This window comes from Ruegeria sp. BHSC029, from assembly GCF_059613085.1.
Genome location: NZ_JBXWRU010000002.1, coordinates 38695 through 59457, shown reverse-complemented (window position 1 = coordinate 59457; position 20763 = coordinate 38695). Strand labels below are relative to the sequence as shown.

At 63.7% G+C, this 20763-nt stretch carries 22 protein-coding genes; 12 read left to right on the top strand and 10 right to left on the bottom strand.

Annotated elements, in window-relative coordinates:
- The first annotated feature begins 5 nt into the window (after positions 1-5).
- Positions 6-548 (top strand): GNAT family N-acetyltransferase, encoded by a 543-nt coding sequence (locus tag AC2FML_RS03900; RefSeq protein ID WP_170523409.1) that lies wholly within the window; start codon positions 6-8, stop codon positions 546-548.
- Between the two features lie 134 nt (positions 549-682).
- On the top strand, positions 683-853 hold the full coding sequence (locus tag AC2FML_RS03895) for a hypothetical protein (RefSeq protein ID WP_170432251.1): 171 nt from the start codon (positions 683-685) through the stop codon (positions 851-853).
- On the opposite strand, the gene AC2FML_RS03890 is transcribed toward AC2FML_RS03895, so the two are convergent.
- From AC2FML_RS03890 to mazG, 3 genes are all read right to left on the bottom strand, one after another.
- On the bottom strand, positions 850-1299 hold the full coding sequence (locus tag AC2FML_RS03890) for a GNAT family N-acetyltransferase (protein WP_170599587.1): 450 nt from the start codon (positions 1297-1299) through the stop codon (positions 850-852). The two genes, AC2FML_RS03895 and AC2FML_RS03890, sit on opposite strands and share 4 nt — an antisense overlap.
- On the bottom strand, positions 1296-2237 hold the full coding sequence (locus tag AC2FML_RS03885; RefSeq protein WP_496782080.1) for a nucleoside hydrolase: 942 nt from the start codon (positions 2235-2237) through the stop codon (positions 1296-1298). Before AC2FML_RS03885 ends, AC2FML_RS03890 begins: the two co-directional genes overlap by 4 nt.
- 61 nt (positions 2238-2298) lie before the next feature.
- Entirely contained in the window at positions 2299-3156 is an 858-nt protein-coding gene (gene mazG / locus AC2FML_RS03880; protein WP_496782079.1) for a nucleoside triphosphate pyrophosphohydrolase, read from the bottom strand.
- A gap of 66 nt (positions 3157-3222) precedes the next feature.
- Here mazG and AC2FML_RS03875 point away from each other — a divergent pair, with 66 nt between their 5' ends.
- The 4 genes from AC2FML_RS03875 to AC2FML_RS03860 all read left to right on the top strand — a co-directional run bounded on the left by AC2FML_RS03875 (position 3223) and on the right by AC2FML_RS03860 (position 6890).
- Complete coding sequence (locus AC2FML_RS03875; RefSeq protein WP_496782078.1) at positions 3223-4386, top strand: M20 aminoacylase family protein; 1164 nt, start codon at positions 3223-3225, stop codon at positions 4384-4386.
- Positions 4387-4421: 35 nt separating this feature from the next.
- Complete coding sequence (gene speB / locus AC2FML_RS03870) at positions 4422-5399, top strand: agmatinase (protein WP_496782076.1); 978 nt, start codon at positions 4422-4424, stop codon at positions 5397-5399.
- A gap of 69 nt (positions 5400-5468) precedes the next feature.
- Positions 5469-6416, top strand: coding sequence for an agmatinase (gene speB / locus AC2FML_RS03865; protein WP_496782074.1), 948 nt, complete (start codon positions 5469-5471; stop codon positions 6414-6416).
- 66 nt (positions 6417-6482) lie between these two features.
- Positions 6483-6890, top strand: a complete 408-nt coding sequence (locus AC2FML_RS03860; RefSeq protein ID WP_496733756.1) for a DUF1499 domain-containing protein — start codon at positions 6483-6485, stop codon at positions 6888-6890.
- Here AC2FML_RS03860 and AC2FML_RS03855 read toward each other — a convergent pair.
- A complete protein-coding gene (locus tag AC2FML_RS03855) occupies positions 6816-7106 on the bottom strand; it encodes a hypothetical protein (protein ID WP_496782072.1) in 291 nt (96 codons plus the stop codon). The two genes, AC2FML_RS03860 and AC2FML_RS03855, sit on opposite strands and share 75 nt — an antisense overlap.
- Positions 7107-7180: 74 nt before the next feature.
- Here AC2FML_RS03855 and prfA point away from each other — a divergent pair, with 74 nt between their 5' ends.
- The 3 genes from prfA (at position 7181) to AC2FML_RS03840 (ending at position 9890) form a co-directional block, all read left to right on the top strand.
- Positions 7181-8236 carry a peptide chain release factor 1 gene (gene prfA / locus AC2FML_RS03850; RefSeq protein ID WP_073279598.1) on the top strand — a complete coding sequence of 352 codons (1056 nt, stop codon included), beginning with the start codon at positions 7181-7183 and terminating at the stop codon, positions 8234-8236.
- Positions 8233-9078 carry a peptide chain release factor N(5)-glutamine methyltransferase gene (gene prmC / locus AC2FML_RS03845; protein ID WP_496733758.1) on the top strand — a complete coding sequence of 282 codons (846 nt, stop codon included), beginning with the start codon at positions 8233-8235 and terminating at the stop codon, positions 9076-9078. The genes prfA and prmC overlap by 4 nt, the downstream gene beginning before the upstream one ends.
- A gap of 239 nt (positions 9079-9317) precedes the next feature.
- Positions 9318-9890 (top strand): DUF4167 domain-containing protein, encoded by a 573-nt coding sequence (locus AC2FML_RS03840; protein WP_170338278.1) that lies wholly within the window; start codon positions 9318-9320, stop codon positions 9888-9890.
- A gap of 68 nt (positions 9891-9958) precedes the next feature.
- Here AC2FML_RS03840 and rsmA read toward each other — a convergent pair whose 3' ends face one another.
- The 5 genes from rsmA to lptG all read right to left on the bottom strand — a co-directional run bounded on the left by rsmA (position 9959) and on the right by lptG (position 16360).
- On the bottom strand, positions 9959-10801 hold the full coding sequence (rsmA, locus tag AC2FML_RS03835; protein ID WP_496782070.1) for a 16S rRNA (adenine(1518)-N(6)/adenine(1519)-N(6))-dimethyltransferase RsmA: 843 nt from the start codon (positions 10799-10801) through the stop codon (positions 9959-9961).
- An 84-nt stretch (positions 10802-10885) separates the two neighbouring features.
- A complete protein-coding gene (gene pdxA, locus AC2FML_RS03830) occupies positions 10886-11851 on the bottom strand; it encodes a 4-hydroxythreonine-4-phosphate dehydrogenase PdxA (protein WP_496782068.1) in 966 nt (321 codons plus the stop codon).
- Positions 11848-13101, bottom strand: a complete 1254-nt coding sequence (locus AC2FML_RS03825; RefSeq protein WP_496733763.1) for a peptidylprolyl isomerase — start codon at positions 13099-13101, stop codon at positions 11848-11850. The genes pdxA and AC2FML_RS03825 overlap by 4 nt, the downstream gene beginning before the upstream one ends.
- Complete coding sequence (locus tag AC2FML_RS03820; protein WP_170370596.1) at positions 13092-15260, bottom strand: LPS-assembly protein LptD; 2169 nt, start codon at positions 15258-15260, stop codon at positions 13092-13094. The genes AC2FML_RS03825 and AC2FML_RS03820 overlap by 10 nt, the downstream gene beginning before the upstream one ends.
- Entirely contained in the window at positions 15260-16360 is a 1101-nt protein-coding gene (gene lptG / locus AC2FML_RS03815) for an LPS export ABC transporter permease LptG (protein ID WP_496782066.1), read from the bottom strand. Before lptG ends, AC2FML_RS03820 begins: the two co-directional genes overlap by 1 nt.
- 228 nt (positions 16361-16588) lie before the next feature.
- Between lptG and AC2FML_RS03810 the strand changes: the two genes are divergently transcribed.
- From AC2FML_RS03810 to AC2FML_RS03800, 3 genes are read left to right on the top strand one after another with little or no spacing between them, the layout of a single operon-like run.
- Positions 16589-18055: a leucyl aminopeptidase gene (locus AC2FML_RS03810; RefSeq protein WP_496782064.1), complete on the top strand. Its 1467-nt coding sequence runs from the start codon at positions 16589-16591 to the stop codon at positions 18053-18055.
- A 4-nt stretch (positions 18056-18059) separates the two neighbouring features.
- Positions 18060-18521, top strand: a complete 462-nt coding sequence (locus AC2FML_RS03805; protein WP_496782062.1) for a DNA polymerase III subunit chi — start codon at positions 18060-18062, stop codon at positions 18519-18521.
- A gap of 56 nt (positions 18522-18577) precedes the next feature.
- Complete coding sequence (locus AC2FML_RS03800) at positions 18578-19624, top strand: aldo/keto reductase (protein WP_496782060.1); 1047 nt, start codon at positions 18578-18580, stop codon at positions 19622-19624.
- 68 nt (positions 19625-19692) lie between these two features.
- Here AC2FML_RS03800 and AC2FML_RS03795 read toward each other — a convergent pair whose 3' ends face one another.
- Entirely contained in the window at positions 19693-20679 is a 987-nt protein-coding gene (locus AC2FML_RS03795) for a GlxA family transcriptional regulator (RefSeq protein ID WP_496782058.1), read from the bottom strand.
- Between the last annotated feature and the right edge of the window lie 84 nt (positions 20680-20763).

Sequence of the window (20763 nt, the reverse complement as noted above, 5' to 3'; positions counted from 1 at the left end):
CCGTCATGCTAAGTATCGTTGAACCTAAAACGCCGGACCAGTTCGATGCTGTCCGGCGTTTGTGTTGGGATTATCACGCCTACCTGCTGACGCTGGATGAACGGTCGCGACAGGTCGTGAACACGTTCTATCCACCCGAGAAATATGCAGCTGTTCTGTCCGCCATCGAAATCGAGCATATGCCTCCCAAGGGCGGGACCCGGCTGGCGATGCTGGATGGTCAGGCGGTGGGCTGCGGGATGTTCCAGACGATCGGTCCGGGTATCGCCGAGATCAAGCGCGTGTTCGTGACCGATGACGCTCGGGGTACGGGTGCGGGGTGTGCGATCATGCAGGCGCTGATTGCCCAGTGCCGCAAAGACGGGTTCGAGATGATCCGGATGGACACCGGAAAACCGCTGGAAGCGGCGACTCGGCTGTATCTGTCGCTGGGGTTCAAGCTGCGCGATGCCTATTCGGATATACCCGAGATCGCCCAGGGCCAGCTGTTGTTCTTCGAAATGTCACTGACGGGTGACTCTTCCGAACCCGATGGAATTGCAGGGTAATTTTCCATTACCCCAGGGTTTGATTCAGGCAGGGAGAAAAAATGCAAGCATAAATGTGATTATGTGTGAACTTGTTCCTACAAGTGCGAGGTTGTCGGGCGTAGCTTGACGGTACAGCAGAAAAGGAGAACGTGATGTCCGCTTCAAGAATCCTTCTCGTTATTTCCGTGCTTTCCGTCGGGGTTCTGGCGGCCTGCGCAGGGCCTGACACCTACCCGATCACCGGCGAGCCGGTGTCGCAGAATGATCCGGTGCAAGAGATGTACTACAGCCCCAGCCTGATCTTCCGCGGTGAGTCGCGCTAGAGCGTCTTGCTCATCAGCATGTAGCGGTCGCGCGGTTTGAATCCGGTTCGAAGGTACAGCTTGTGCGCGGCTTCGTTGGTTCGATCCACCTCAAGGTGCAGGGCCGTCAGGCCGGCACCCGCCAGCGCTTTGGGCAAGTCCAATAGAACCTCGGTGGCGATTCCGCGGCCGCGAATGGCGGGCCGGATGTAGATTTCATCGACGAACCCGTCCATCCCCCCGAACTCGACCGACCAACCGAAGGTCAGGATGATGTAGCCCAACGGTGCGCGCGACGGGCCGATCAGATAAATACAGCCATGCGGGATGCCTTCCAGCAGCGGCGTCAGCGCATCGCGCCTTTGGTCGGGGTCCTGTTCGATCCCGGCCTCAGCGTGAAAGGCCGCGACCAGGCCCATCAGGCGATCAAGGTCCTCGGGGCGGGCAAGGCGCAGGGCGGCACTCATAGCCGCTCCAGCCGTTCGGTCAGCAGGGCAAAGAACCCGTCGGCATCCACGTCGCCGATGAACAGCGCATTGGGCTTGCGGTCGGTGACGCCCCACCAGTCGGCGACGGTCATGCCAAGTGTGAGGTCCGACTGGGTTTCGATCTCGACGTTGACGTGTCGGCCCGAGAACAATTCGGGGCGGATCAGATAGGCGGTCACGCAGGGATCGTGCAGGGGCGCGCCCTCGCTTCCGTATTTTTCCTTGTCGAAACGTTCGAAGAAATCGGTCATCTCGGCCACTGCGATTCCAACCTTGGTGCCAAGGGCGCGGAAGGCGTCGTTGCGCGGTTTGGTAACCAGCGCCTTGTGCGTCACGTCCAGCGGCATCACCACGATCGGAACGCCGGATTTGAACACGATATCAGCGGCCTCGGGGTCGACATGAATGTTGAATTCGGCGGTGGGTGTGATGTTTCCGACTTCGAAGTAAGCGCCACCCATCAGCACGATTTCCTGTACGCGCCCGATGATGTCGGGGGCCTTCTGGAAGGCTGTGGCGATGTTTGTCAGCGGCCCCAGCGGGCAGAGGGTGACGGCGCCGGGATCATGCGCGCGCAGGGTGTCGATGATGAAATCGACGCCATGCCCCTCGGCCAACGGCATCTGCGGATCAGGCAGGACGGGGCCGTCCAGCCCGGTCTTGCCATGCACATGCTCGGCGGTGATCAGCGGGCGTTTCAGCGGGCGGTCGCACCCGGCAAAGACCGGAATGTCTGTGCGCCCGGCCAGTTCGCAGACAATGCGCGCATTCTTTGCGGTCAGCTCCAGCGGCACGTTGCCGGCGACGGCGGTGATGCCCAGAACCTCGATCTCGTCGGGGCTAGCCAGGGCCAGCAGGATGGCGACGGCGTCGTCCTGTCCGGGGTCGGTGTCGATGATGATCTTGCGCGCGGTCATGGGGCCTCCGGGGTCTTGAAGGGCGGACACTGGCAAGCGCGGCCCGGCTTGTCCAGCGGTTTCAGGCGTCGCTTGCGGCCTTGAGCGGCGGGAGTTTGCCATTTGCCCGGTGTTCTTCGGTTTTCACCGCGTCCCACAGGGCGTCCATCTCTTCCAGCGTGCTGTCTGACGGCGTCTTGCCACGTGCGGCCAGCCGGGCTTCGACCTGTTCGAACCGGCGGGTGAACTTGGCGTTGGTGCGGCGCAGCGCGGCCTCGGGCTCGATGCCCAGATGGCGGCCGAGATTGACGATCACGAACAGCAGGTCGCCGAATTCGTCCTCGAGCGCGTCGGCGTCCATCTGGTTGCGCGCCTCTGTCAGTTCGGCGGCTTCTTCGGTGATCTTGTCCAGCACATGGCTGACATCGGGCCAGTCAAACCCCACCCGTGCGGCGCGTTTCTGCAGCTTGTAGGCGCGCAGCAAGGCGGGCAGGTTGGCGGCGACACCGTCCAGCGCGCCTTTCTGTTCCTTGCCCGCGCGCTCGGCGGCCTTGATCGCCTCCCAGTCGCGGGTCTGCTGTTCGGCGGACTTGTCGCGGGACTCGTCGCCGAACACATGCGGGTGGCGGTCGACCATCTTGTCCGACATGGTGCGCACCACGTCTTGAAAGGTGAAATGCCCAGCCTCTTCAGCCATTTGCGCGTGAAAGACCGACTGGAACAGCAGGTCTCCCAACTCGCCCTTCAGCTCGTCCCAAGCCTCACGTTCGATGGCGTCCGCGACCTCATAGGCCTCTTCGATCGTGTAGGGGGCGATGGTGGCGAAATCCTGTTCGATATCCCACGGGCAGCCGGTTTCCGGATCGCGCAGGCGGCGCATGATTTCCAGCAGCCGCTCGATTCCGGCGTCGGTATCGTGGATCAGTGGATTTTCAGCCATTGCGAAGCCCCTTGTTCCGGTGTCAGATGCATCCATCCCGCAGCTTGGATCAGGAGTCCACCCCCGATGCCCGTCGTCAACCGCATTGCCGATTACGCCGCCGACATGGCCGAATGGCGCCAGCACCTGCACACGATCCCGGAACTGGAGTTCGACTGCCACCAGACCGCCGCCTTCGTGGCCGAGCGGCTGCGTGAATTCGGCGTGGACGAGTTGCACGAAGGGATCGCGCAAACAGGGATCGTGGCGATCATCAACGGGCAGGGCGACGGCCCTACGATCGGGCTGCGCGCCGACATGGATGCGCTGCCGATCGCTGAGGAAACGGGTGTAGACTATGCCTCGAAAACTCCCGGCATCATGCATGCCTGCGGGCATGACGGGCACACCACCATGCTGCTGGGCGCGGCGCGGTACCTGGCCGAGACGCGGAATTTCCGCGGCCGGGTGGCGTTGCTGTTCCAACCCGCCGAGGAAGAGGGCGGCGGCGCCGATATCATGGTCAAAGAGGGTGTGATGGACCGGTTCGACATCGCTCAGGTCTATGCCCTGCACAACGCGCCGGGCTTTGCCGAGGGCGCTTTCTACACCACGCCCGGGCCGATCATGGCGGCGGTCGATACGTTCGACATCCACATTCAGGGCGTCGGTGGCCACGGTGCCATGCCGCACGAGACGCGCGACCCTGTCATGGCCGCCTGCGGAATCGCGCAGGCGATCCAGACCATCGTCAGCCGCAACCACTATGCGCTGGACGATCTGGTGATCTCGGTCACCCAGATCCACACCGGGACCGTGAACAACGTGATCCCCGACACCGCCTATCTGAACGGCACCGTTCGGACCTTCGATCCGGCGGTGCAGCAGATGGTGATGGCCCGGCTTGAGGAAATCGTGCAGGGGCAGGCGGCATCCTACGGGGTCACGGCGACCCTGGATTATGTCGTCGGCTATCCGGCCACGGTCAACGATGCGGACAAGACCCGTTTCGCCGCCGAGGTTGCGCGCGAGGTCTCGGGCGCCGATCGGGTGATCGCCGAAGCCGGGCGCGAGATGGGGGCCGAAGATTTCTCGTACATGCTGCAGGAACGTCCGGGCGCCTATCTGTTCCTGGGGCAGGGCGACGGGCCGGGGTTGCACCACCCCAAGTACAATTTCAACGACGAGATCGCACCGGTGGGTGCCTCGTTCTTTGCGCGCATCGTCGAAAAGGCGCAGCCGTTGACCTGACGGTCCGGTCGATATCAGGAAGGAAACGGGCCAAAATGGCATTGGAAGACGCAAAAAATCAGGTCGATGAGGCCTTTACCAACCCCGACCTGAAGGGGTTGAGCTATGAAAACACCTTTGGCGGGGCGACGTCCTTTCTGCGGCGGCTGTACACCAAGGATCTGACCGGCGCCGATATCGCGGTGACCGGCGTGCCGTTCGATCAGGCGGTGACCAACCGCCCCGGTACCCGTCTGGGTCCGCGCGCGATCCGCGAGGCCAGCGCCCTGCAATCGCCCGATGCGCCCTATGGCTGGCCCTTCGATGCGCTCAGCGAGCTGGCGATCATCGACTATGGCGACATGGCCTATGACTATGCCAACATCCCGGCCTTTCCCGACACGCTGACCAATCATATCCGTACCATTCTGGCGGCGGATGTGGCCTCGGTCACGCTGGGGGGCGACCACTATATCAGCTTTCCGATCCTCAAGGCCTATGCCGAGAAATACGGCCCGATGTCCCTGTTGCAGTTCGACGCCCATACCGACACCTGGGCCGATGACGACATGAGCCGGGTGGACCACGGCACCATGTTCTACAAGGCGGTGAAGTCGGGAATCGTGGACCCGACACGCTCGGTCCAGGTGGGGATCCGCACCACCAACGAGGACACGCTGGGCGTCAACATCATCGACGCGCGCGAGGTCTATGAATCCGGACCCGCCGCCGTGGCGCAGAAGATCAAGGGCATCCTGGGCGACAGTCCGGTCTATCTGAGCTTTGACATCGACGGGCTGGACCCGGCCTTTGCCCCCGGCACCGGCACGCCGGTCTGGGGTGGGCTCAGCTCGATCCAGGCGCAGATCATCCTGCGCGACATCGCCGGGATCAACATCAAGGGCGGCGACGTGGTCGAGGTGTCTCCGCCGTATGATACGTCCGGTGCAACGGCGATCGCGGGGGCGCATGTGGCGACCCAGATCATCTGCCTGCTGGGATGGACCAAGCTGGCGAAAGATGGGCGGCTTTAACCATTGGTTAGCCATGGTTTTGCTATGGCCGGTATCAGGTGAACCAACGGGACAGGGGGCGCGCACGCCATGAGCCAATACAACCAACCCATCAGCGGCAATGATCTGGCGCGGTTTTCCGGGCCGAACACCTTCATGCGGTTGCCCGCGGCCGATACGCTGGCGGGGCTGGACGTGGCGGTGCTGGGCGTGCCGATGGATATCGGAACCTCATGGCGGTCGGGCACCCGGTTCGGCCCCAAGCAGATCCGCGCCGAAAGCGCGATGATCCGGCCCTACAACATGGCTACCTTCGCCGCGCCTTTCGACAGCCTCCAGATCGCCGATATCGGAGATCTGGCGATCAACACCTTCTCGCTGGCCGACAGCCTTCGGATCATCAAGGAAAGCTATGACGCGATCCTGGCGCAGGGCGTGATCCCGGTGGCGATGGGGGGCGATCATTCGATCACCCTGCCGATTCTGCGGGCCGTTGCCGCAAAACATGGGCCTGTTGCCCTGGTGCATGTGGACGCCCATGCCGACGTCAATGACGAGATGTTCGGTGAGCGTGAGACCCACGGAACCGTCTTCCGCCGCGCGTATGAAGAGGGGCTGATCGTGCCCGACAGGACCTTTCAGGTCGGTATCCGCGGCTCGGGCTATGCGGCCAGCGATTTCACCGAGGCAAAGGGCTGGGGGTTCCGGCAGTTTCCTGCGTGGGAGTTGTGGCAACAGAACCTGACCCAGATCGGGGCGTTGATCCGCAAGGAAATCGGCAAGCATCCGGTTTATGTCACCTACGACATCGACAGCCTGGACCCGGCCTATGCCCCCGGCACCGGCACGCCCGAGATCGGCGGGCTGACCACGCCGCAGGCGCTGCAGCTGATCCACGCGCTGGGGGGCATGAACGTGGTCGGCTGCGACCTGGTCGAGGTCTCACCGCCCTATGATCCGTCGGGCAACACTGCGCTGACGGCGGCCAACCTGCTGTTCGAGCTGCTGTGCATCCTGCCCGGTGTGACGTCACGGTAAGCGGGGCCGGCAGGTCTTGCCAGGTACCGGCGGGCGGCTAGGGTTCTGCCGGAAGGTCTGATTGGAATGAAACGCATGGTTCTTTGGTTGATCGTCGCCGCGGTTGTCGGGCTTGGCCTCTATGTGCGGCTGGCACCGGCCGATCCCGCGCGCTGGCATGTGCCAGTCGTGGCCGAGGCAGATCGTGACCTGCCCGGAGGCGTGATCCGCGTGGTGCAGACCGGGCCGGACGGCCTCGCGCGGCTGGACAAGATGGCGCGGTCGACGCCGCGTACGACGGTGCTGGCCGGATCGGTGGATGAGGGCCGGATCACCTATGTGTCCCGCAGCCGGGTGTTCGGCTTTCCCGACTACACTACCGCCCAGCAGGACGGCGACACGTTGCGCATCTATGGACGGTTACGATTTGGCCGACGGGATTTCGACGTCAACCGCACCCGGGTCGACGGTTGGCTGGCGGCTCTGCAGTCCTGAAGACAGGCACCCGTCGGACACCTCGCGCCACATCGGCACGTTCAGCGACATCTGGCACTGAGCCATGAACATGCGGCCATCGACCTGCAGGCAGACCATCTCACCCAGTTCCACCCGTGCGCCGGATGTGTCGGTGCAATAGCAATCCTGCACCTTGCCACCGGGGCCGATGACATCGGCCAGACCGGGCGTTGCGCAGACAATCAGCAGGGCCATGATCCGTTTCATGGGCATAGCTTAGCACAAGCCGGGGCCTTGACCAAAGCCGTCGGATGATAGACACCGCCCCAATGATCCCCGAAGAACGTCTTGAACAGATCACTCAGCGATTCCAGTACCTCGAAGCGGCCATGTCCGATGGCGCCTCGGGCGGCGATATCGCGGCTTTGGCCAAGGAATATTCCGACCTCAAACCGGTGGTCGAACAGATCGCAGCCTGGCGCCAGCTGCGGGCCGATCTGGCCGAGGCCGAGGCGATGCTGGGCGACCCCGACATGAAAGAGCTGGCTGAAGAGGAGATCCCGCAGCTCAAGGCGCGCATCCCCGAGGCCGAGCATGCGCTGCAACTGGCGCTGCTGCCCAAGGACGCGGCCGATGCGCGGCCAGCGATGCTGGAGATTCGCCCCGGCACCGGCGGCGACGAGGCGGCGCTGTTCGCGGGCGACCTGCTGCGGATGTATCAGCGCTATGCCGAGGCGCGCGGCTGGCAGTTCGAGATCATCGAAGAACAGCAGACCGAACTGGGCGGCATCAAGGAAGTGGTGGCCCATATCAAGGGCGACAACGTCTTTGCCCGGCTGAAATACGAATCCGGCGTGCACCGCGTACAGCGTGTACCCGAAACTGAAAGCGGCGGGCGCATCCACACCTCGGCGGCGACGGTGGCGGTTCTGCCCGAGGCCGAGGACGTGGACATCCAGATCGACCCGAATGACATTCGCATCGACACGATGCGCAGCTCGGGCGCGGGTGGGCAGCATGTGAACACCACCGACTCGGCGGTGCGGATCACCCACCTGCCGACCGGGATCGTGGTGACGAGTTCCGAAAAATCGCAGCACCGCAACCGCGAGATCGCGATGCAGGTGCTCAAGACGCGTCTCTATGACCTCGAACGTCAGCGGATCGACAGCGAACGCTCGGCCGACCGGGCCAGCCAGGTGGGGTCGGGCGACCGCTCCGAGCGCATCCGTACCTATAATTTCCCGCAGGGCCGGATGACAGATCACCGGATCAACCTGACGCTCTACAAGCTCGACCAGATCATGCAGGGCGATCTGGACGAGGTGATCGATGCGCTGACCGCCGATGATCAGGCGCGCCTGTTGGCGGAGATGGCGCAATGATCGCGGCGCTGACAGCGGCACAGGCCATGGTGGCCGCCACCGCGCGCCTGCGGGCCGCAGGTGTGGACGACCCGGCGCGGGACGCCCGGGTTCTGCTGGCCCATGCCGCCCGGATCGAGGCCAGCCGCGTGACCCTGATCGCGCCCGAAGAGCTCTCGCCCGAGATCGCCGAACGCTATGAGCAACTGGTGTCGCTGCGCGCGATCCGGGTGCCGGTTTCCCATCTTCTGGGCGAGCGCGAATTCTACGGCCGACGCTTCCGCGTCAGCCGCGACGTACTGGACCCGCGCCCCGAAACCGAAGCGCTGATCGAAGCGGCCCTCAGCCAGCCGTTCGACCGCGTGCTGGATCTGGGCGTCGGCTCGGGCTGCATCCTGATCACTTTGCTTGCGGAACGCACCAGCGCAACCGGGCTGGGCGTCGACCTGAGCGAGGCCGCCTGCCTGCAGGCCAGCGCCAATGCGGTGGCCCACGGGGTGCAGGATCGGGCGGAAATCCAGCGCTCGGACTGGTTTGGAAACATTGGCGGCCATTTCGACCTGATCGTTTCCAATCCGCCCTATATCGCGCTGGATGAGATGGATGGGCTGTCTCCAGAAGTGCGCGAGCACGAGCCGCGTCTGGCTTTGACGGATGAAGCGGACGGGCTGGACGCCTATCGCCGGATTGCGGCCGGCGCCCCTGATCACCTTGTGCCCGGCGGACGGCTTTTGGTGGAAATCGGTCCGACACAGGCGCAGGCGGTTAGCGCGTTGTTCGACGCGGCGGGGCTGGCGGATATCCGTGTGGTTCCTGATCTGGACGGGCGGGACCGGGTGGTGGGCGCCAGAATGCCGGGCTAGCCGCGGATTCTGAGGCCGATTTACGCCGGTCGGGGTAAAAAACCCGGCATTTGGTGTATTAACCCCTTGTCTGCGCCGTCAGGACATGCTTACTCAGAGTAGTCAGCGCGGTTGACGCCCCTTCGGCGCACCCCTGACGCCAAGCCCAAAAAAGTCGACATCCCGTGACGGCACAGGCCACAGAGCAGCGCAGAATACGGGTGGATCGACAGTGCAAGACAAGGCTGACGTACAGTAAGATGAGATCCTCCAAATCCCGCTCGCGGGCAAAGAACAACCGCAATCGTCCCTCTGGTGGAAACGTCGTTAACCGGGTTTTCGACAGCTCGGGGCCCGAGGGCAAGGTGCGCGGCACGCCGCAGCAGATCATTGACAAGTACAACCAGCTGGCGCGCGATGCACAGCTGGCCAATGACCGCGTCGCTGCCGAAAACTTTCAGCAACATGCCGAGCATTACCTGCGCCTGCTGAGCGAGGCGCAACGCGAAATGGAAGCGCGTCGGGAAGAGCAGGAACGCCAGAACCGCGAGCGTCAGGCCGAGCGCGATCGGGAGCGGGCGGAACGGCAGGAACGTGAAGCCGCACGCCAGGCGGACCCGGCCGAGGCTCCGCAGCCGGACATCGTTGATCTGAACGCCGATTCGGATACTCCTGAATCCGGGCTTGTCGAGACGCCCGAAAGCGCGGGCGCCAAGGCCGAAGCGGCCGAGCGCAAGGACAAACCTGCCCGGAGACCGCGCGCACGCAAGCCTAAGGCCGTAGAAGAGCAGGCCCCCCAAGGCGGCGGTGATGCACCAGAGGCTGCCGAATAAGCCATAGCGGTTGCGCACAGAGTTCAAAGGCCCCGGTCAGAGATGTCCGGGGCCGTTTTTGTCCGGGATCAGGTTTTTTGTATCTCACGCGCCAGCGCGCAGAACGCTTCGAGTGATATCTGCTCGGCACGGTCGGTGGGCTTGATGCCGGCGGCGTTCAGGCGGTCCTCGATATCGGGGGCCATCCCCTTGAGCGAGGCGCGCAGCATCTTGCGGCGCTGATTGAACGCAGCGGCTACGACACGTGACAGAATACCGGCATCGGCCGGAAAGCGCGGTTCGGGCAGGGCGGTCAGGTGGACCACGGCGCTGCTGACCTTGGGCGGCGGCGTGAACGCACCGGGGGGCAGGGACATGGCGATGCGCGCGTCGGCCCGCCACTGGGCCAGAATCGCCAGTCGGCCATAGGTCTTGGAGCCGGGCTGCGCCACGATGCGCTCGGCCACCTCGCGCTGGAACATCAGGGTCAGGCTCTGCCAGAAGGGTGGCCATTCCGGCGGGGTCAGCCAGCGCACCAGCAGTTCCGTGCCCACATTGTAGGGCAGATTGGCCGCCACGCGGATGGGCGGCGTCAGGTGTTCAAGCGGATCGATTTCGAGAGCGTCGCCATTGATGACCTCGAGCCGCCCGGGATAGGCGGCGGCAATTTCCTGAAGCGCGGCGATGCAGCGGGTGTCTTTTTCCACCGCCACCACCTTGCGCGCACCTTCGGCCAGCAAACCGCGGGTCAGGCCTCCGGGGCCGGGGCCGATCTCCAGCACGTCGCATTGGCTCAGGTCGCCGGCCTGCCGTGCGATCTTGGCCGTCAGGTTGAGATCGAGCAGGAAGTTCTGACCCAGCGACTTGCGCGCCGAGAGCTGGTGCTTGGCGATGACCTCGCGCAGCGGGGGGAGGGTGTCGATTGCGCTCATGATCCGGTTACCGTGGCGCGAGGGGCAGGCGGTGCGCCAGAGAATTTTTGCCTCCGGCGGGGATATTTGGCGCCAGATGAAGGATCAAGTGCTTTGTGCCATGCGTTGGGCGAGTTTCAGCGCCTCGATCAGGCTGGTGGGGTTTGCGATGCCCTGTCCGGCGATGTCGAGCGCGGTGCCATGGTCGGGCGAGGTGCGGATGAAGGGCAGGCCCAGGGTCACGTTCACGCCACGGTCGAAGTCGAGGGTCTTGATCGGGATCAGCGCCTGATCGTGATACATGGCGATGGCGGCGTCATAGCGGGCGCGTGCGGCGGCGTGGAACATCGTGTCTGCCGGGTGCGGGCCGGTGACGGTGTAGCCCTCGGGGGTGAGACCGGCCAGCAGAGGGGCGATCCAGTCCAGTTCCTCGCGGCCCATCTTGCCACCCTCGCCGGCATGGGGGTTGAGCCCGGCCACCGCGATGCGAGGATGCGGGATGCCGAATTGGCGGCGCAGGCCGTCGGCGGTGATTGCGATCGTGTCGCGCAGCAGGTCGGGCGTGAGGCGCGAGGGCACCTGCGACAGTGGGATGTGGATCGTGGCGGGTACCACGCGGAGTTGCTCGCTGGCTAGCATCATCACCACGCGGGAACGGCCTGCCAGCGCCGCCAGAAATTCGGTATGGCCAGGATAGGCGAAATCGGCGCCGTCGATCAGGGCCTTCTTGTGGATCGGTGCCGTGCAGAGGGCCGAGGCCGCGCCCGATTGCACCAGTGACACGCCGGTTTCGATGGCGTCTATCACCGAAGGCGCATTGGCTGGATCGGGGTGGCCGGGCAGGTTCGGGGCCGGAAAGGTCAGCGGCAACACCGGCAGCGCCCCTGCGCAGATGTCTGCCACCTGGGCGGGGTCTACGATCTCGGTCGTGGGGATGTCGTCGGGCAGGTGACCGGCGTCGCCGATGTAAAAGAATGGGCAGCTGTCGCGCAATGCGGTCCAAGCCTTGGCGGCGATCTCCGGACCGATGCCCGAAGGTTCTCCGCAGCTGAGCGCGATGGGCGCGGTCATTGCTCGATGATGGTGGCGTCGGCGCGCAGTTGTTCGACGAGGCTGTTGGCGAATGCCTGCAGGCGTTGCTGCGTCAGCGCGTTGGCCACGTCCTCGCGCGACGTGTCCTCACCCAGATCGCGCGTCCGATTGCACAGCATGAGGAACACCAGCGTCTGGCCGTTGTTTCGGGTCAGAGAGGTCGACACCTCGTTTGGGTCCAGCTTGGCAAGTTCCAGCGCGATGTCGCGCGGGATTTCGGACGGACTTGCCGAGACCCGGTCGAGTACCTCGGGCGGTTGCCCCTTGGCGATGCCGTACAGGTCGTCGCAGGTATCCACCGTTTCCTTCAGTTCGGCGGCTCTTTGCAGTGTTTCGGGGCTGAGTCCGCCAGGCAGGTAATAGGCCGCATAGTCGATCTTGGAGAACCGCGGCGTGCTGGCGGCCACTTCTCGCAGGCCGCGCATCTGGAACAGGGCTACGGCGTTGGGCAGGCTCAGCGGGGCCGTGACCTCGCCATTCTTCAGGCCAAGGATAACCGGTTGCAGCGCCGGAGGCAGGTTGCTGACGTTCAACCAGTCCAGGCGTCCGCCATTTTCGCGTGTCGGCGCTGCCGAGTACTGCGTGGCGGCGGCCGAAAATGCATCGATGGTTTCGACACGGGCGATCTCGTCGGCCAAGGCTTCGGCCTGTGCCAAGGTTTGCGCATTCACGGGGATGATGATTTCGGACAGCAAAACCTGGAGACCGCCACCGCCGGTCTGACCCATTGCACGGTCAATTTCGTCGTCCGTCGGACGGGCCTGAGAGATAAAGCGGGCGCTGACATAGTCGCGCCATGCCAGCTGACTGGATACGTAATCCCGCACGGTTTCCCGGTCGATACCCGCGTCAGCCAGCGCCTTCAGGAATTGATCCGGGGTCAGCTGACCACGCGAGGCGAATTCGTCGATCGCAACCTGAATGTCTTCGGGTGTGGGCTGGATACCGGCTTCACGCATGGCCTGTTTGCGCAGGCGTTCGTCGATCAGTGCCTTACGGACTTCGGCCTCCGAGCTGCCGGGGATACCCAGAATCTCAAGAAACCGCTGGCGCTGATCCAGTTCGTACCAGGTGACGATGTCCTGATTCACGCGGATCGCCGGTGAAAACAAGCTTTGCGCGGGGGCTTGCTGAGGCGCAACTGCCAGCATGGCGACCGCGAGGCCGGGCGCAAATACCGTCAGCCAACGGGAACGAAAGAACCTGGAAAAACCTGAAATCAGCTGCATTTTCTTTTATACTTCTTGCCCCCGCCTTCAACGGCGTATCCTGTCAGTGCAACGGTAAAGCCGAATTCCGTCGAAGGCTCAATACTTGATGTCGAAGTATATCGCCGGCTGACGGACATGTTAACCTGCACACATTCATTTTCATACGTCACACCCAAGCCCAGCCGCAGCGGTTCGGATTCTGCCAGATCATAGCGGGCCAGGGCGTTGGCTCTCCAGTTTTCATCCAGTCGTTGACGTGCGGTCAACCGTATCTCGGATGTTTCCATGTCAAGGTTTTCGGCCGGGTCCGGCTGCTGCCAGATATAGCTTCCGCCCAATTGGGTCCCCTCGTTGGCCCAAGTTCCGCGCAATTCAGCCTTGGTAAAGCTGAAATCGCCATCCATCAATCCACGTGCGGCCAGCGTCAGGCCATTGTTCGTCTTGATCTGCCCTGCCAGCAGCAGGTCGGACGAAGTTCCCTGGAGGCCGGACGTAGCCGTGAAGTTCGGATCGGCGGTCGAGCGGAAGACCTGGCCGACCGTGGCCAATGCCCGCCAACCGCCCGGGGCATACCGCGCCCAGTTCACGCCCACGACCGCGGTCGTGCCGTCTTCGCGTCGATCCTCGGCCGGAAAGCGCGACAGGGACAACAGGTTGCCCTGGTCAAATTCCTGGAAGGTGCTTTCGTCATCGGGCACATCGGTGTCCGAAACATGAGTCCAGCCAAACTGCGCGATCGGCTCAAGAAACTGGGTCGCGCCAGAGGCTTCGCGCCGGGTCATCGGATAGCGCAGTGTCAAAGCCGCACGCGGGGTCGACCGGGTGATCTGGTCGGGGTAGGCGCTGTCATTGCGAATGTCGAACGTGTCGACCGAAGCCCCCAGTTCAGCATCCGCGCGCAGCCCGGAGGCAAAGGTCCAGCTGCGCAGCCACTGGGCGTCGAATGTGGCGCGGGCCACATCGCGCCCGATGATATCCTCGTCGCTGGTCCGGGTGTGAGTGTGGGTGACGAAGCCCAACCGCACCTCGCCGCCGACAGCGGACGCGGGGAAATAGCGTTTCTGGTAGAACAGATCGAAGACCTGCGAGGGGATCTCATCCTGTTCCTCGCTGTCGCGCAGGGTCTTGTAGTGAATGAAGCTGGTCCGAAACGCCGTGTCGCGTTTGATGCGCTCAAGCGCGATCTCGCTGCGCAAGCGGTCATAGTCAGGCAGCCCGTAGTCCGCCAGATATGAGTCGTCCGATGCGGTCTGGACGTCAAAGGTCAGCCGGAAGTCGTTCGGAAGATTGAACCAGCCATTCGCAAAGAAATAGCCCCGATCCTGCTCCTGCTGGACATCGTCGCGGGTATAGGCCCCTTCAAACTGGATGCGGCCGTTCTTGAAGGCCTGCCGGTAGCGATAGCCAAGCGTCGTGGTCTTGGACGACAGGTAGGGGGTCAGCGTCAGATCCCTGTGATCGCCCAGTTTGAAGAAATAAGGCGTCTTGACGCCGGTACCCAACTGCGAGGTCGTGCGGATTGACGGCACCAGAAATCCGGTTGCCCGGTCCAGTGTCGGGTCCGGCAGCCGCAGGGTTGGAAAGTAGAAAACCGGCACATCCAGAATGCGGAACTGGGCGCCCTCGAAATACAATTGCCGTTCGAGCTGATCATGCGTGACCTTGCGGGCCCGGATTTGCCAGAGGGGCGGCCGACCGTCGGCGCAGACATGGCAGGACGTGGCCGAGACCTTGCTGAACTGCGTGTATCGTCCTGCCGCGCGGGTCGCCTGAACCGACGCGATCTGCACCTGCTGGTCGAACACCAGCCGTGCGCCGGTCAGCAACCCGTTCTGGATGCCGTCATCCAGTTGCGCTGAGTCCGCAAGGACGGTCGAGCGTCCGCCCTGATCGATCCGGATCGGACCTTCCAGCGTCAGCTCGCCCGACTCGCGGTCGAACACCACGCGCTGCGCGGACAGCTTGACGTCGCCCTGAAAGGCTTCGACATTACCCTCGGCCACCAGTTTGCGATCCGGGGTGATGAAGATCCTGTCAGCCACCAGCAGGGCAGGCTGATCCTGTTGTTGTGCCGTGTCAGGCGCGGGCGTACTGGTCTCCGAGGTTTGGGCCAATGCCAGCCCCGGACCGGAAAAGAACACGGCACTGGACAAAAGAAGGGGCAGAAGGCGCCGCATCAACCGTCCTCCGCGTGCAGCAGAAGGCCGAGCGACAGCAATATGGCCGCAAACGGTGGTGCCCAGGCCGCAATCACAATCGGCAATTGGCCGTTCTCTCCCAAAATCTGAGCGAAATTGCGCACGAAATATACGCCGAACCCCAGAAGAACAGCCGTCAGCACGGCGACGCCGGTGCCGCCGAACCGCACGTGCCGCATGGTGAAGGCCGCGCCGATCAACACCATCGAAATCAGGAAGAATGGACGCGCCAGCTGCACCTGCAGCCAAACCTCGTATTGCTTGGTTGAAAAGCCCGCCTCGCGCAGGTCGCGGATCAGTTGGGGCAGGTCATAGACCGAGACGCTGTCCTGTTGGCCCAAGGTTTCAAGGATGCGCTGACGGGTCAGCGAAGTGGGCAGCCGCAGGGTCTCATGCGTGACGGCGTGGGTCTCGGGGTTGGTGTCGCTGGACAGGGGCCATTCCTTGGTGTTGCGCAGGATCCAGGCCCCGTCGTCGAGGCGAGCGCCGTCGGCGATGATCTGACGGGTCGGAAGACCTTCGGGCGAAAACGTGATGATGGTCACGTCGATCAATTCAAGCTCGGCGTCGTTGGTAGATGCGCGGGCATGGATCACCGATTGGCCCTGTGGCGAGCCCTGACGCAGCCAAAGCCCGTCGCGGCTGATCGAGAGGGCGGAACTGCCACCGTTTTTGTATAGATCCGAGAAATGCCGGTACTGCTCGGACGTGGCCGCCGCAATCGGGTTCAGCAGGGCCACCGCCAGAGTTCCGATTATCAGCGCCAGAAGGACCGGTGCCAACAGCGCGCGGATACCCGAGCGGCCGATCGCCCGGGTCACCACCAACTCCGAGCTGCGTGCGAGGCCGACAAACAGGGCAATGGTCGACAGGATCATCAACAGCGGCAGCATCTCGCTTATCGCAGCGGGTGTGTTCAACAGCGTCAGCTGAAGAACCTGGCCAAATGACAGGTCGGCGTCATTGAACCGACGGGCCTGTTCGATCAGGTCGATCAGGATCATCAGTGTCAGGAAGATGGCCCCAATCACCAGAAAGCTCTGCAAAAAGCGGCGGGCGAAGTACCGGTCCAGAATCACGGCCGCATCCCCGGCACGGGGCGTCCAGCAGGCCTGTTGCCAGAATCGCCAAGGCACAAAAACATGCGCGACGGCCTATGCCTGCCGAATGATGCCAAATTTTCTCCCCCGAGCCTGCCGGTCATTTTGGCGCGACCTTAATGCAATTGGCGGGCGGGGAAAACTGCTATCTGGTCAATGGCGGCAGCGCGGGCTAGGTCTGTGGGCAGAGTTTTTCAGGAGCAAGAAATGAGCAGTCTGGTACCGATCCGTTTTCAAGCCTTCGAACTGGAGCTGATGGCACAGGCCCAAGGCCGGGTGGCCATTCTCATACCGACCGATGGCAAGATGAACCCCGCCGCGCGTCGCGCAAACCGACTGACCCGTGGTGCCGTGGCCCGGCTGGTGGAAAGCGACCGTTTCGCCAAGGTCAAGACTGGCGACGTGATCTCGTTGGCTTGGCCCGGCGGGATGGAGGCAGAGGCATTGGACATCCTCGTCCTGCCACGCCGCCCCGAACCGGACGAAGCCCGCAAGGGCGGTGCTGCGCTGGCCAAGCTGGCAGGTGGCAAGGACCTGCTGGTCATGGCGGGCAACCAGGTACGGACCGAGGAACTGGCCTTGGGCATTGCTTTGCGCAGCTATGATTTTGACGCGCACAAAACCACGGACGATGACGCAAAAGGCGCGGTGTCCATCTGCCACGCCAAGCCCGACGACGCCAAGGCCGCCTTCGCACCGCTCTATGCGGTTGCTGATGGTGTGCGCATGACCCGCGACCTGACGAACGAACCCGCCAACATCCTGACAACGAGCGAATTTGCCAACCGTCTGAAAGAGATGGAGGAGTTGGGCCTGAAGGTCGAGGTGCTGGACGAAGACAAGCTGGCCGAGTTGGGCATGCGGACCCTGCTGAGCGTCGGGCAAGGGTCGGACAGCCCCTCGAAAGTCGTCGTGATGCAGTGGAATGGCGGCGATGCTGATGACGCACCGCTGGCTCTGGTCGGCAAGGGGGTCGTTTTCGACACCGGCGGTATTTCGATCAAACCGGCCGCTGGTATGGAAGATATGACCATGGACATGGGCGGCGCAGGCGTCGTTGCGGGCACCATGCGCGCATTGGCCAAGCGTAAGGCCAAGGCCAATGTCGTGGGCCTGGTCGGGCTGGTCGAGAACATGCCCTCGGGCAGTGCCACGCGGCCGGGCGACGTCGTGAAGTCGATGAAGGGCGATACGGTCGAGATCATCAACACCGACGCCGAAGGCCGTTTGGTGCTGTGTGACGTCATGTGGTACGCGCAGGAGCGGTTCAATCCGGTCGGCATGATCGATCTGGCCACCTTGACCGGCGCGATCATCATCGGGCTGGGGCATGAAAACGCAGGCGTGTTTTCCAACAACGACACCTTCTGCGACGCGTTCCTGAAGGCGGCCCGGGCCGAGGATGAAGGCGCGTGGCGTATGCCGCTGGGGCAGGCTTATGACGATCTGCTGAAGTCGCGCATCGCGGACATGAAGAACGTGGGCGGCCGGCCGGCCGGTTCGATCACCGCAGCGCAGTTTCTGCAGCGTTTCGTCAAGGAAGAAACACCCTGGATCCATTTGGATATCGCGGGCGTGGCCTCGGTCGCGGCGGAAACGTCCTATGCGCCCAAGGGCGCCACGGGTTGGGGCGTCCGTGCGCTCAGCCGTTTCGTGCAGGACAATTTCGAGTAGGTCGATGGGCGCCGTCTACTTCTACCACCTGACCCGCCATCCACTTGAGCAGACCTTGCCGGTGTTGCTGGACAAGGCACGACAGGCCGGGTGGCGGATTGCGGTGCGAGGCACTGACCCTGCGCGGATGGACTGGCTGGACGAAAGGCTTTGGCTGGGCCCCGAAGACGCGTTTCTGCCGCATGGGCAGGCAGGTGGGCCGCATGACGCGGTTCAGCCGATTCTGCTGACTACCGAGGCGGACGCTGCCAACAACCCGTCTTGCCTGATGGCGGTGGACGGGGCCGCGGTGACGCCGGATGAGGTGACCGCCTCGGAGCGGGTTTGCATCCTGTTCGACGGCAACGATCCAAGCGCGGTGGACCATGCGCGTGGTCAATGGAAGACGCTGACCGCGGCGGGTTGCGCGGCGCAGTATTGGTCGGAGGAATCCGGCCGTTGGGAGAAAAAGGCCGAATCCGGCTGACTTGGGACCAAAATCAGATTGCAGGCGTGGCGATCCGCGCGACAGGAGATTGATTGATGAAAATGAAACCGTTGGGCCGCACGGGCATCCAGGTCTCGGACCTGTGCCTCGGAACCATGACATTCGGCACGCAGACCCCCGAGGCGGATGCGCATCGTCAGATCGACACGGCGCTGGCAGCCGGAATCAATTTCCTTGATGCCGCCGAGATGTACCCGGTCAACCCGATCACCAAGGAGACCGTAGGCAAGACCGAGCAGATCATCGGCAACTGGAATGCGGCACATCCGGCCCGCCGCGGAAGCTATGTTCTGGCGACCAAGCATTCGGGGGCCGGCTTCACGCATGCGCGGGACGGAGCACCGATCTCGGCCAGCACGATCCCCGGGGCCATCGAGGGATCGTTGCGGCGTCTGCAGACCGACTACATCGACCTGTACCAATTTCACTGGCCCAACCGAGGCAGTTACATGTTCCGGCAGAACTGGGACTATGACCCCTCGGGCGGCGACAGGCAGGCGGTTCTGGACAACATGCGCGAATGCCTCGAGGCGCTGCAGGCGCAGGTGGACAAGGGCAATATCCGCGCCTTCGGCCTGTCGAACGAAAGCGCCTGGGGAACCGCCCAGTGGCTGCGCTTGTCGGAAGAGATGGGTGCGCCGCGGGTGGCCTCGGTCCAGAATGAGTATTCCCTGCTGTGCCGCCTGTATGACACCGACATGGCCGAGCTGAGCGCCTATGAGGATGTGGGTCTGCTGGCCTTCTCGCCGCTGGCCGCCGGATTTCTGACCGGCAAGTATCAGGGCGGGGCGGTGCCCGAGGGATCGCGCATGTCGATCGTGCCGCAGATGGGCGGGCGCAAGGGCGACCGGGTTTTCGACGCGGTCGAGGCCTATCTGGCGATTGCCGCGGAACACGGGCTGGACCCGGTGCACATGGCGCTGGCCTGGTGCCAGACGCGGCCGTTCATGACCTCGGTCATCTTCGGCGCGACCACGCAGGCGCAGCTGGAGCGGATCCTGGAGGGGCGGGATGTCGTGCTGTCGGATGAGATTTTGGCCGAGATCAACGCGGCCCATCGCGCGCATCCGATGCCGTATTGAGGGATGGGGGCGCTGCCCCCGTCGTCGCAGCCAACTCCCCCAATCTATGACCAAATCAAGCTCGCCCGTCAGTGATGGGTGGGCTGGGTGCGGTCCTGCCTGAGGTCGCGGGCGGATAGTCCATGCGCCGTACGGAAAGCGCGCGCAAAGCTGGATTGTGACGTGAACCCCGTGGCCAGTGCCACATCCATCAGCGGCATGTCGGTGTCGGTGACCAGGCGGCGGGCCTCGGCCAGGCGCAGTTGCAAATAGTGGTCCTGTGGCGTGGTGTTCAGCCGCAGGCGGAATTGCTGCTGCAGGGTGCGCGGGCTGGTTCCCAGGGACTTTGCGATCTCGGCCAGGGGCAGCGGCTCGTCCAGCGCGGCCTGCATGATCACGTTGGCGCGGGCGGTCAAGGCACTGTGGCGGTGTGGCGCCCCAGTACGGCTCTGTGGTCTGCCGGGTTCGGGGGCGCCTTCGTAGAGGAACAGGCCCGAGACACGGGCCGCGAAGCCGGCGCCGTGGCGTGCCGCGATGATGTGCAGCATCATCTCGACCGCGGGGATCGCGCCGCCCGAGGTCAGGCGGTTGCCCGACACGGTGAACCGGTCGGGGCGCACGTCGACTTCGGGGAAGCGGCTGGCGAAGGTCTCGAGATCTTCCCAATGGGTGGTGGCGGCGTGACCGTCAAGCAGCCCCGCTTCGGCCAACAGCCAGGGGCCTCCGTCGATGCCCGCCATCGTGGCGCCGGTATTGGCGATGCGGCGCAGCCCGGCCAGAAGGCTGGGGGTGGCGTGGCGCACCAGGTTGAACCCCGCGATCACGATCATCAGGTCGCAGTGGTCGAGACGCGCCAGCGGGATGCCCGGCACTTGCAACGCGCTGGTCAGCATCGCCGGCTCGGGCGTGGCGGTCACGTAGTCCCAGTCGAAGGCCGGGCGGTCGGCCAGCCGGTTGGCGGCGCGCATCGGGTCCACCGCCGAGGCGAAGCTGAGCGTGTTGCACTCGTCCAGCACCAGAACGGCGGTTTTCAGCGCGCGGTGCTCGGGCTGGAGGATGTTTTTTGCGGATTTCATCAAGTCTGATTCGTATTCTGGCAAGTTGTCTGGTCAAGGCTGCGCCAGAGTCGGGGCCAGACGCAAATCGGAATCCGGGGAGAA

Excerpts from the sequence above, each read along its gene's own strand:
- AC2FML_RS03875 (WP_496782078.1), top strand. The coding sequence starts at position 3,223 with ATGCCCGTCGTCAACCGCATTGCCGATTACGCCGCCGACATGGCCGAA.
- AC2FML_RS03855 (WP_496782072.1), bottom strand. The coding sequence starts at position 7,106 with ATGGCCCTGCTGATTGTCTGCGCAACGCCCGGTCTGGCCGATGTCATC.
- AC2FML_RS03820 (WP_170370596.1), bottom strand. The coding sequence starts at position 15,260 with ATGCGGCGCCTTCTGCCCCTTCTTTTGTCCAGTGCCGTGTTCTTTTCC.
- speB (WP_496782074.1), top strand. The coding sequence starts at position 5,469 with ATGAGCCAATACAACCAACCCATCAGCGGCAATGATCTGGCGCGGTTT.
- prmC (WP_496733758.1), top strand. The coding sequence starts at position 8,233 with ATGATCGCGGCGCTGACAGCGGCACAGGCCATGGTGGCCGCCACCGCG.
- AC2FML_RS03890 (WP_170599587.1), bottom strand. The coding sequence starts at position 1,299 with ATGAGTGCCGCCCTGCGCCTTGCCCGCCCCGAGGACCTTGATCGCCTG.
- prfA (WP_073279598.1), top strand. The coding sequence starts at position 7,181 with ATGATCCCCGAAGAACGTCTTGAACAGATCACTCAGCGATTCCAGTAC.
- AC2FML_RS03825 (WP_496733763.1), bottom strand. The coding sequence starts at position 13,101 with ATGCAGCTGATTTCAGGTTTTTCCAGGTTCTTTCGTTCCCGTTGGCTG.
- pdxA (WP_496782068.1), bottom strand. The coding sequence starts at position 11,851 with ATGACCGCGCCCATCGCGCTCAGCTGCGGAGAACCTTCGGGCATCGGT.
- mazG (WP_496782079.1), bottom strand. The coding sequence starts at position 3,156 with ATGGCTGAAAATCCACTGATCCACGATACCGACGCCGGAATCGAGCGG.
- AC2FML_RS03795 (WP_496782058.1), bottom strand. The coding sequence starts at position 20,679 with ATGAAATCCGCAAAAAACATCCTCCAGCCCGAGCACCGCGCGCTGAAA.
- AC2FML_RS03900 (WP_170523409.1), top strand. The coding sequence starts at position 6 with ATGCTAAGTATCGTTGAACCTAAAACGCCGGACCAGTTCGATGCTGTC.
- AC2FML_RS03800 (WP_496782060.1), top strand. The coding sequence starts at position 18,578 with ATGAAAATGAAACCGTTGGGCCGCACGGGCATCCAGGTCTCGGACCTG.
- AC2FML_RS03885 (WP_496782080.1), bottom strand. The coding sequence starts at position 2,237 with ATGACCGCGCGCAAGATCATCATCGACACCGACCCCGGACAGGACGAC.
- AC2FML_RS03860 (WP_496733756.1), top strand. The coding sequence starts at position 6,483 with ATGAAACGCATGGTTCTTTGGTTGATCGTCGCCGCGGTTGTCGGGCTT.
- AC2FML_RS03805 (WP_496782062.1), top strand. The coding sequence starts at position 18,060 with ATGGGCGCCGTCTACTTCTACCACCTGACCCGCCATCCACTTGAGCAG.
- AC2FML_RS03840 (WP_170338278.1), top strand. The coding sequence starts at position 9,318 with ATGAGATCCTCCAAATCCCGCTCGCGGGCAAAGAACAACCGCAATCGT.
- rsmA (WP_496782070.1), bottom strand. The coding sequence starts at position 10,801 with ATGAGCGCAATCGACACCCTCCCCCCGCTGCGCGAGGTCATCGCCAAG.
- AC2FML_RS03810 (WP_496782064.1), top strand. The coding sequence starts at position 16,589 with ATGAGCAGTCTGGTACCGATCCGTTTTCAAGCCTTCGAACTGGAGCTG.
- speB (WP_496782076.1), top strand. The coding sequence starts at position 4,422 with ATGGCATTGGAAGACGCAAAAAATCAGGTCGATGAGGCCTTTACCAAC.
- AC2FML_RS03895 (WP_170432251.1), top strand. The coding sequence starts at position 683 with ATGTCCGCTTCAAGAATCCTTCTCGTTATTTCCGTGCTTTCCGTCGGG.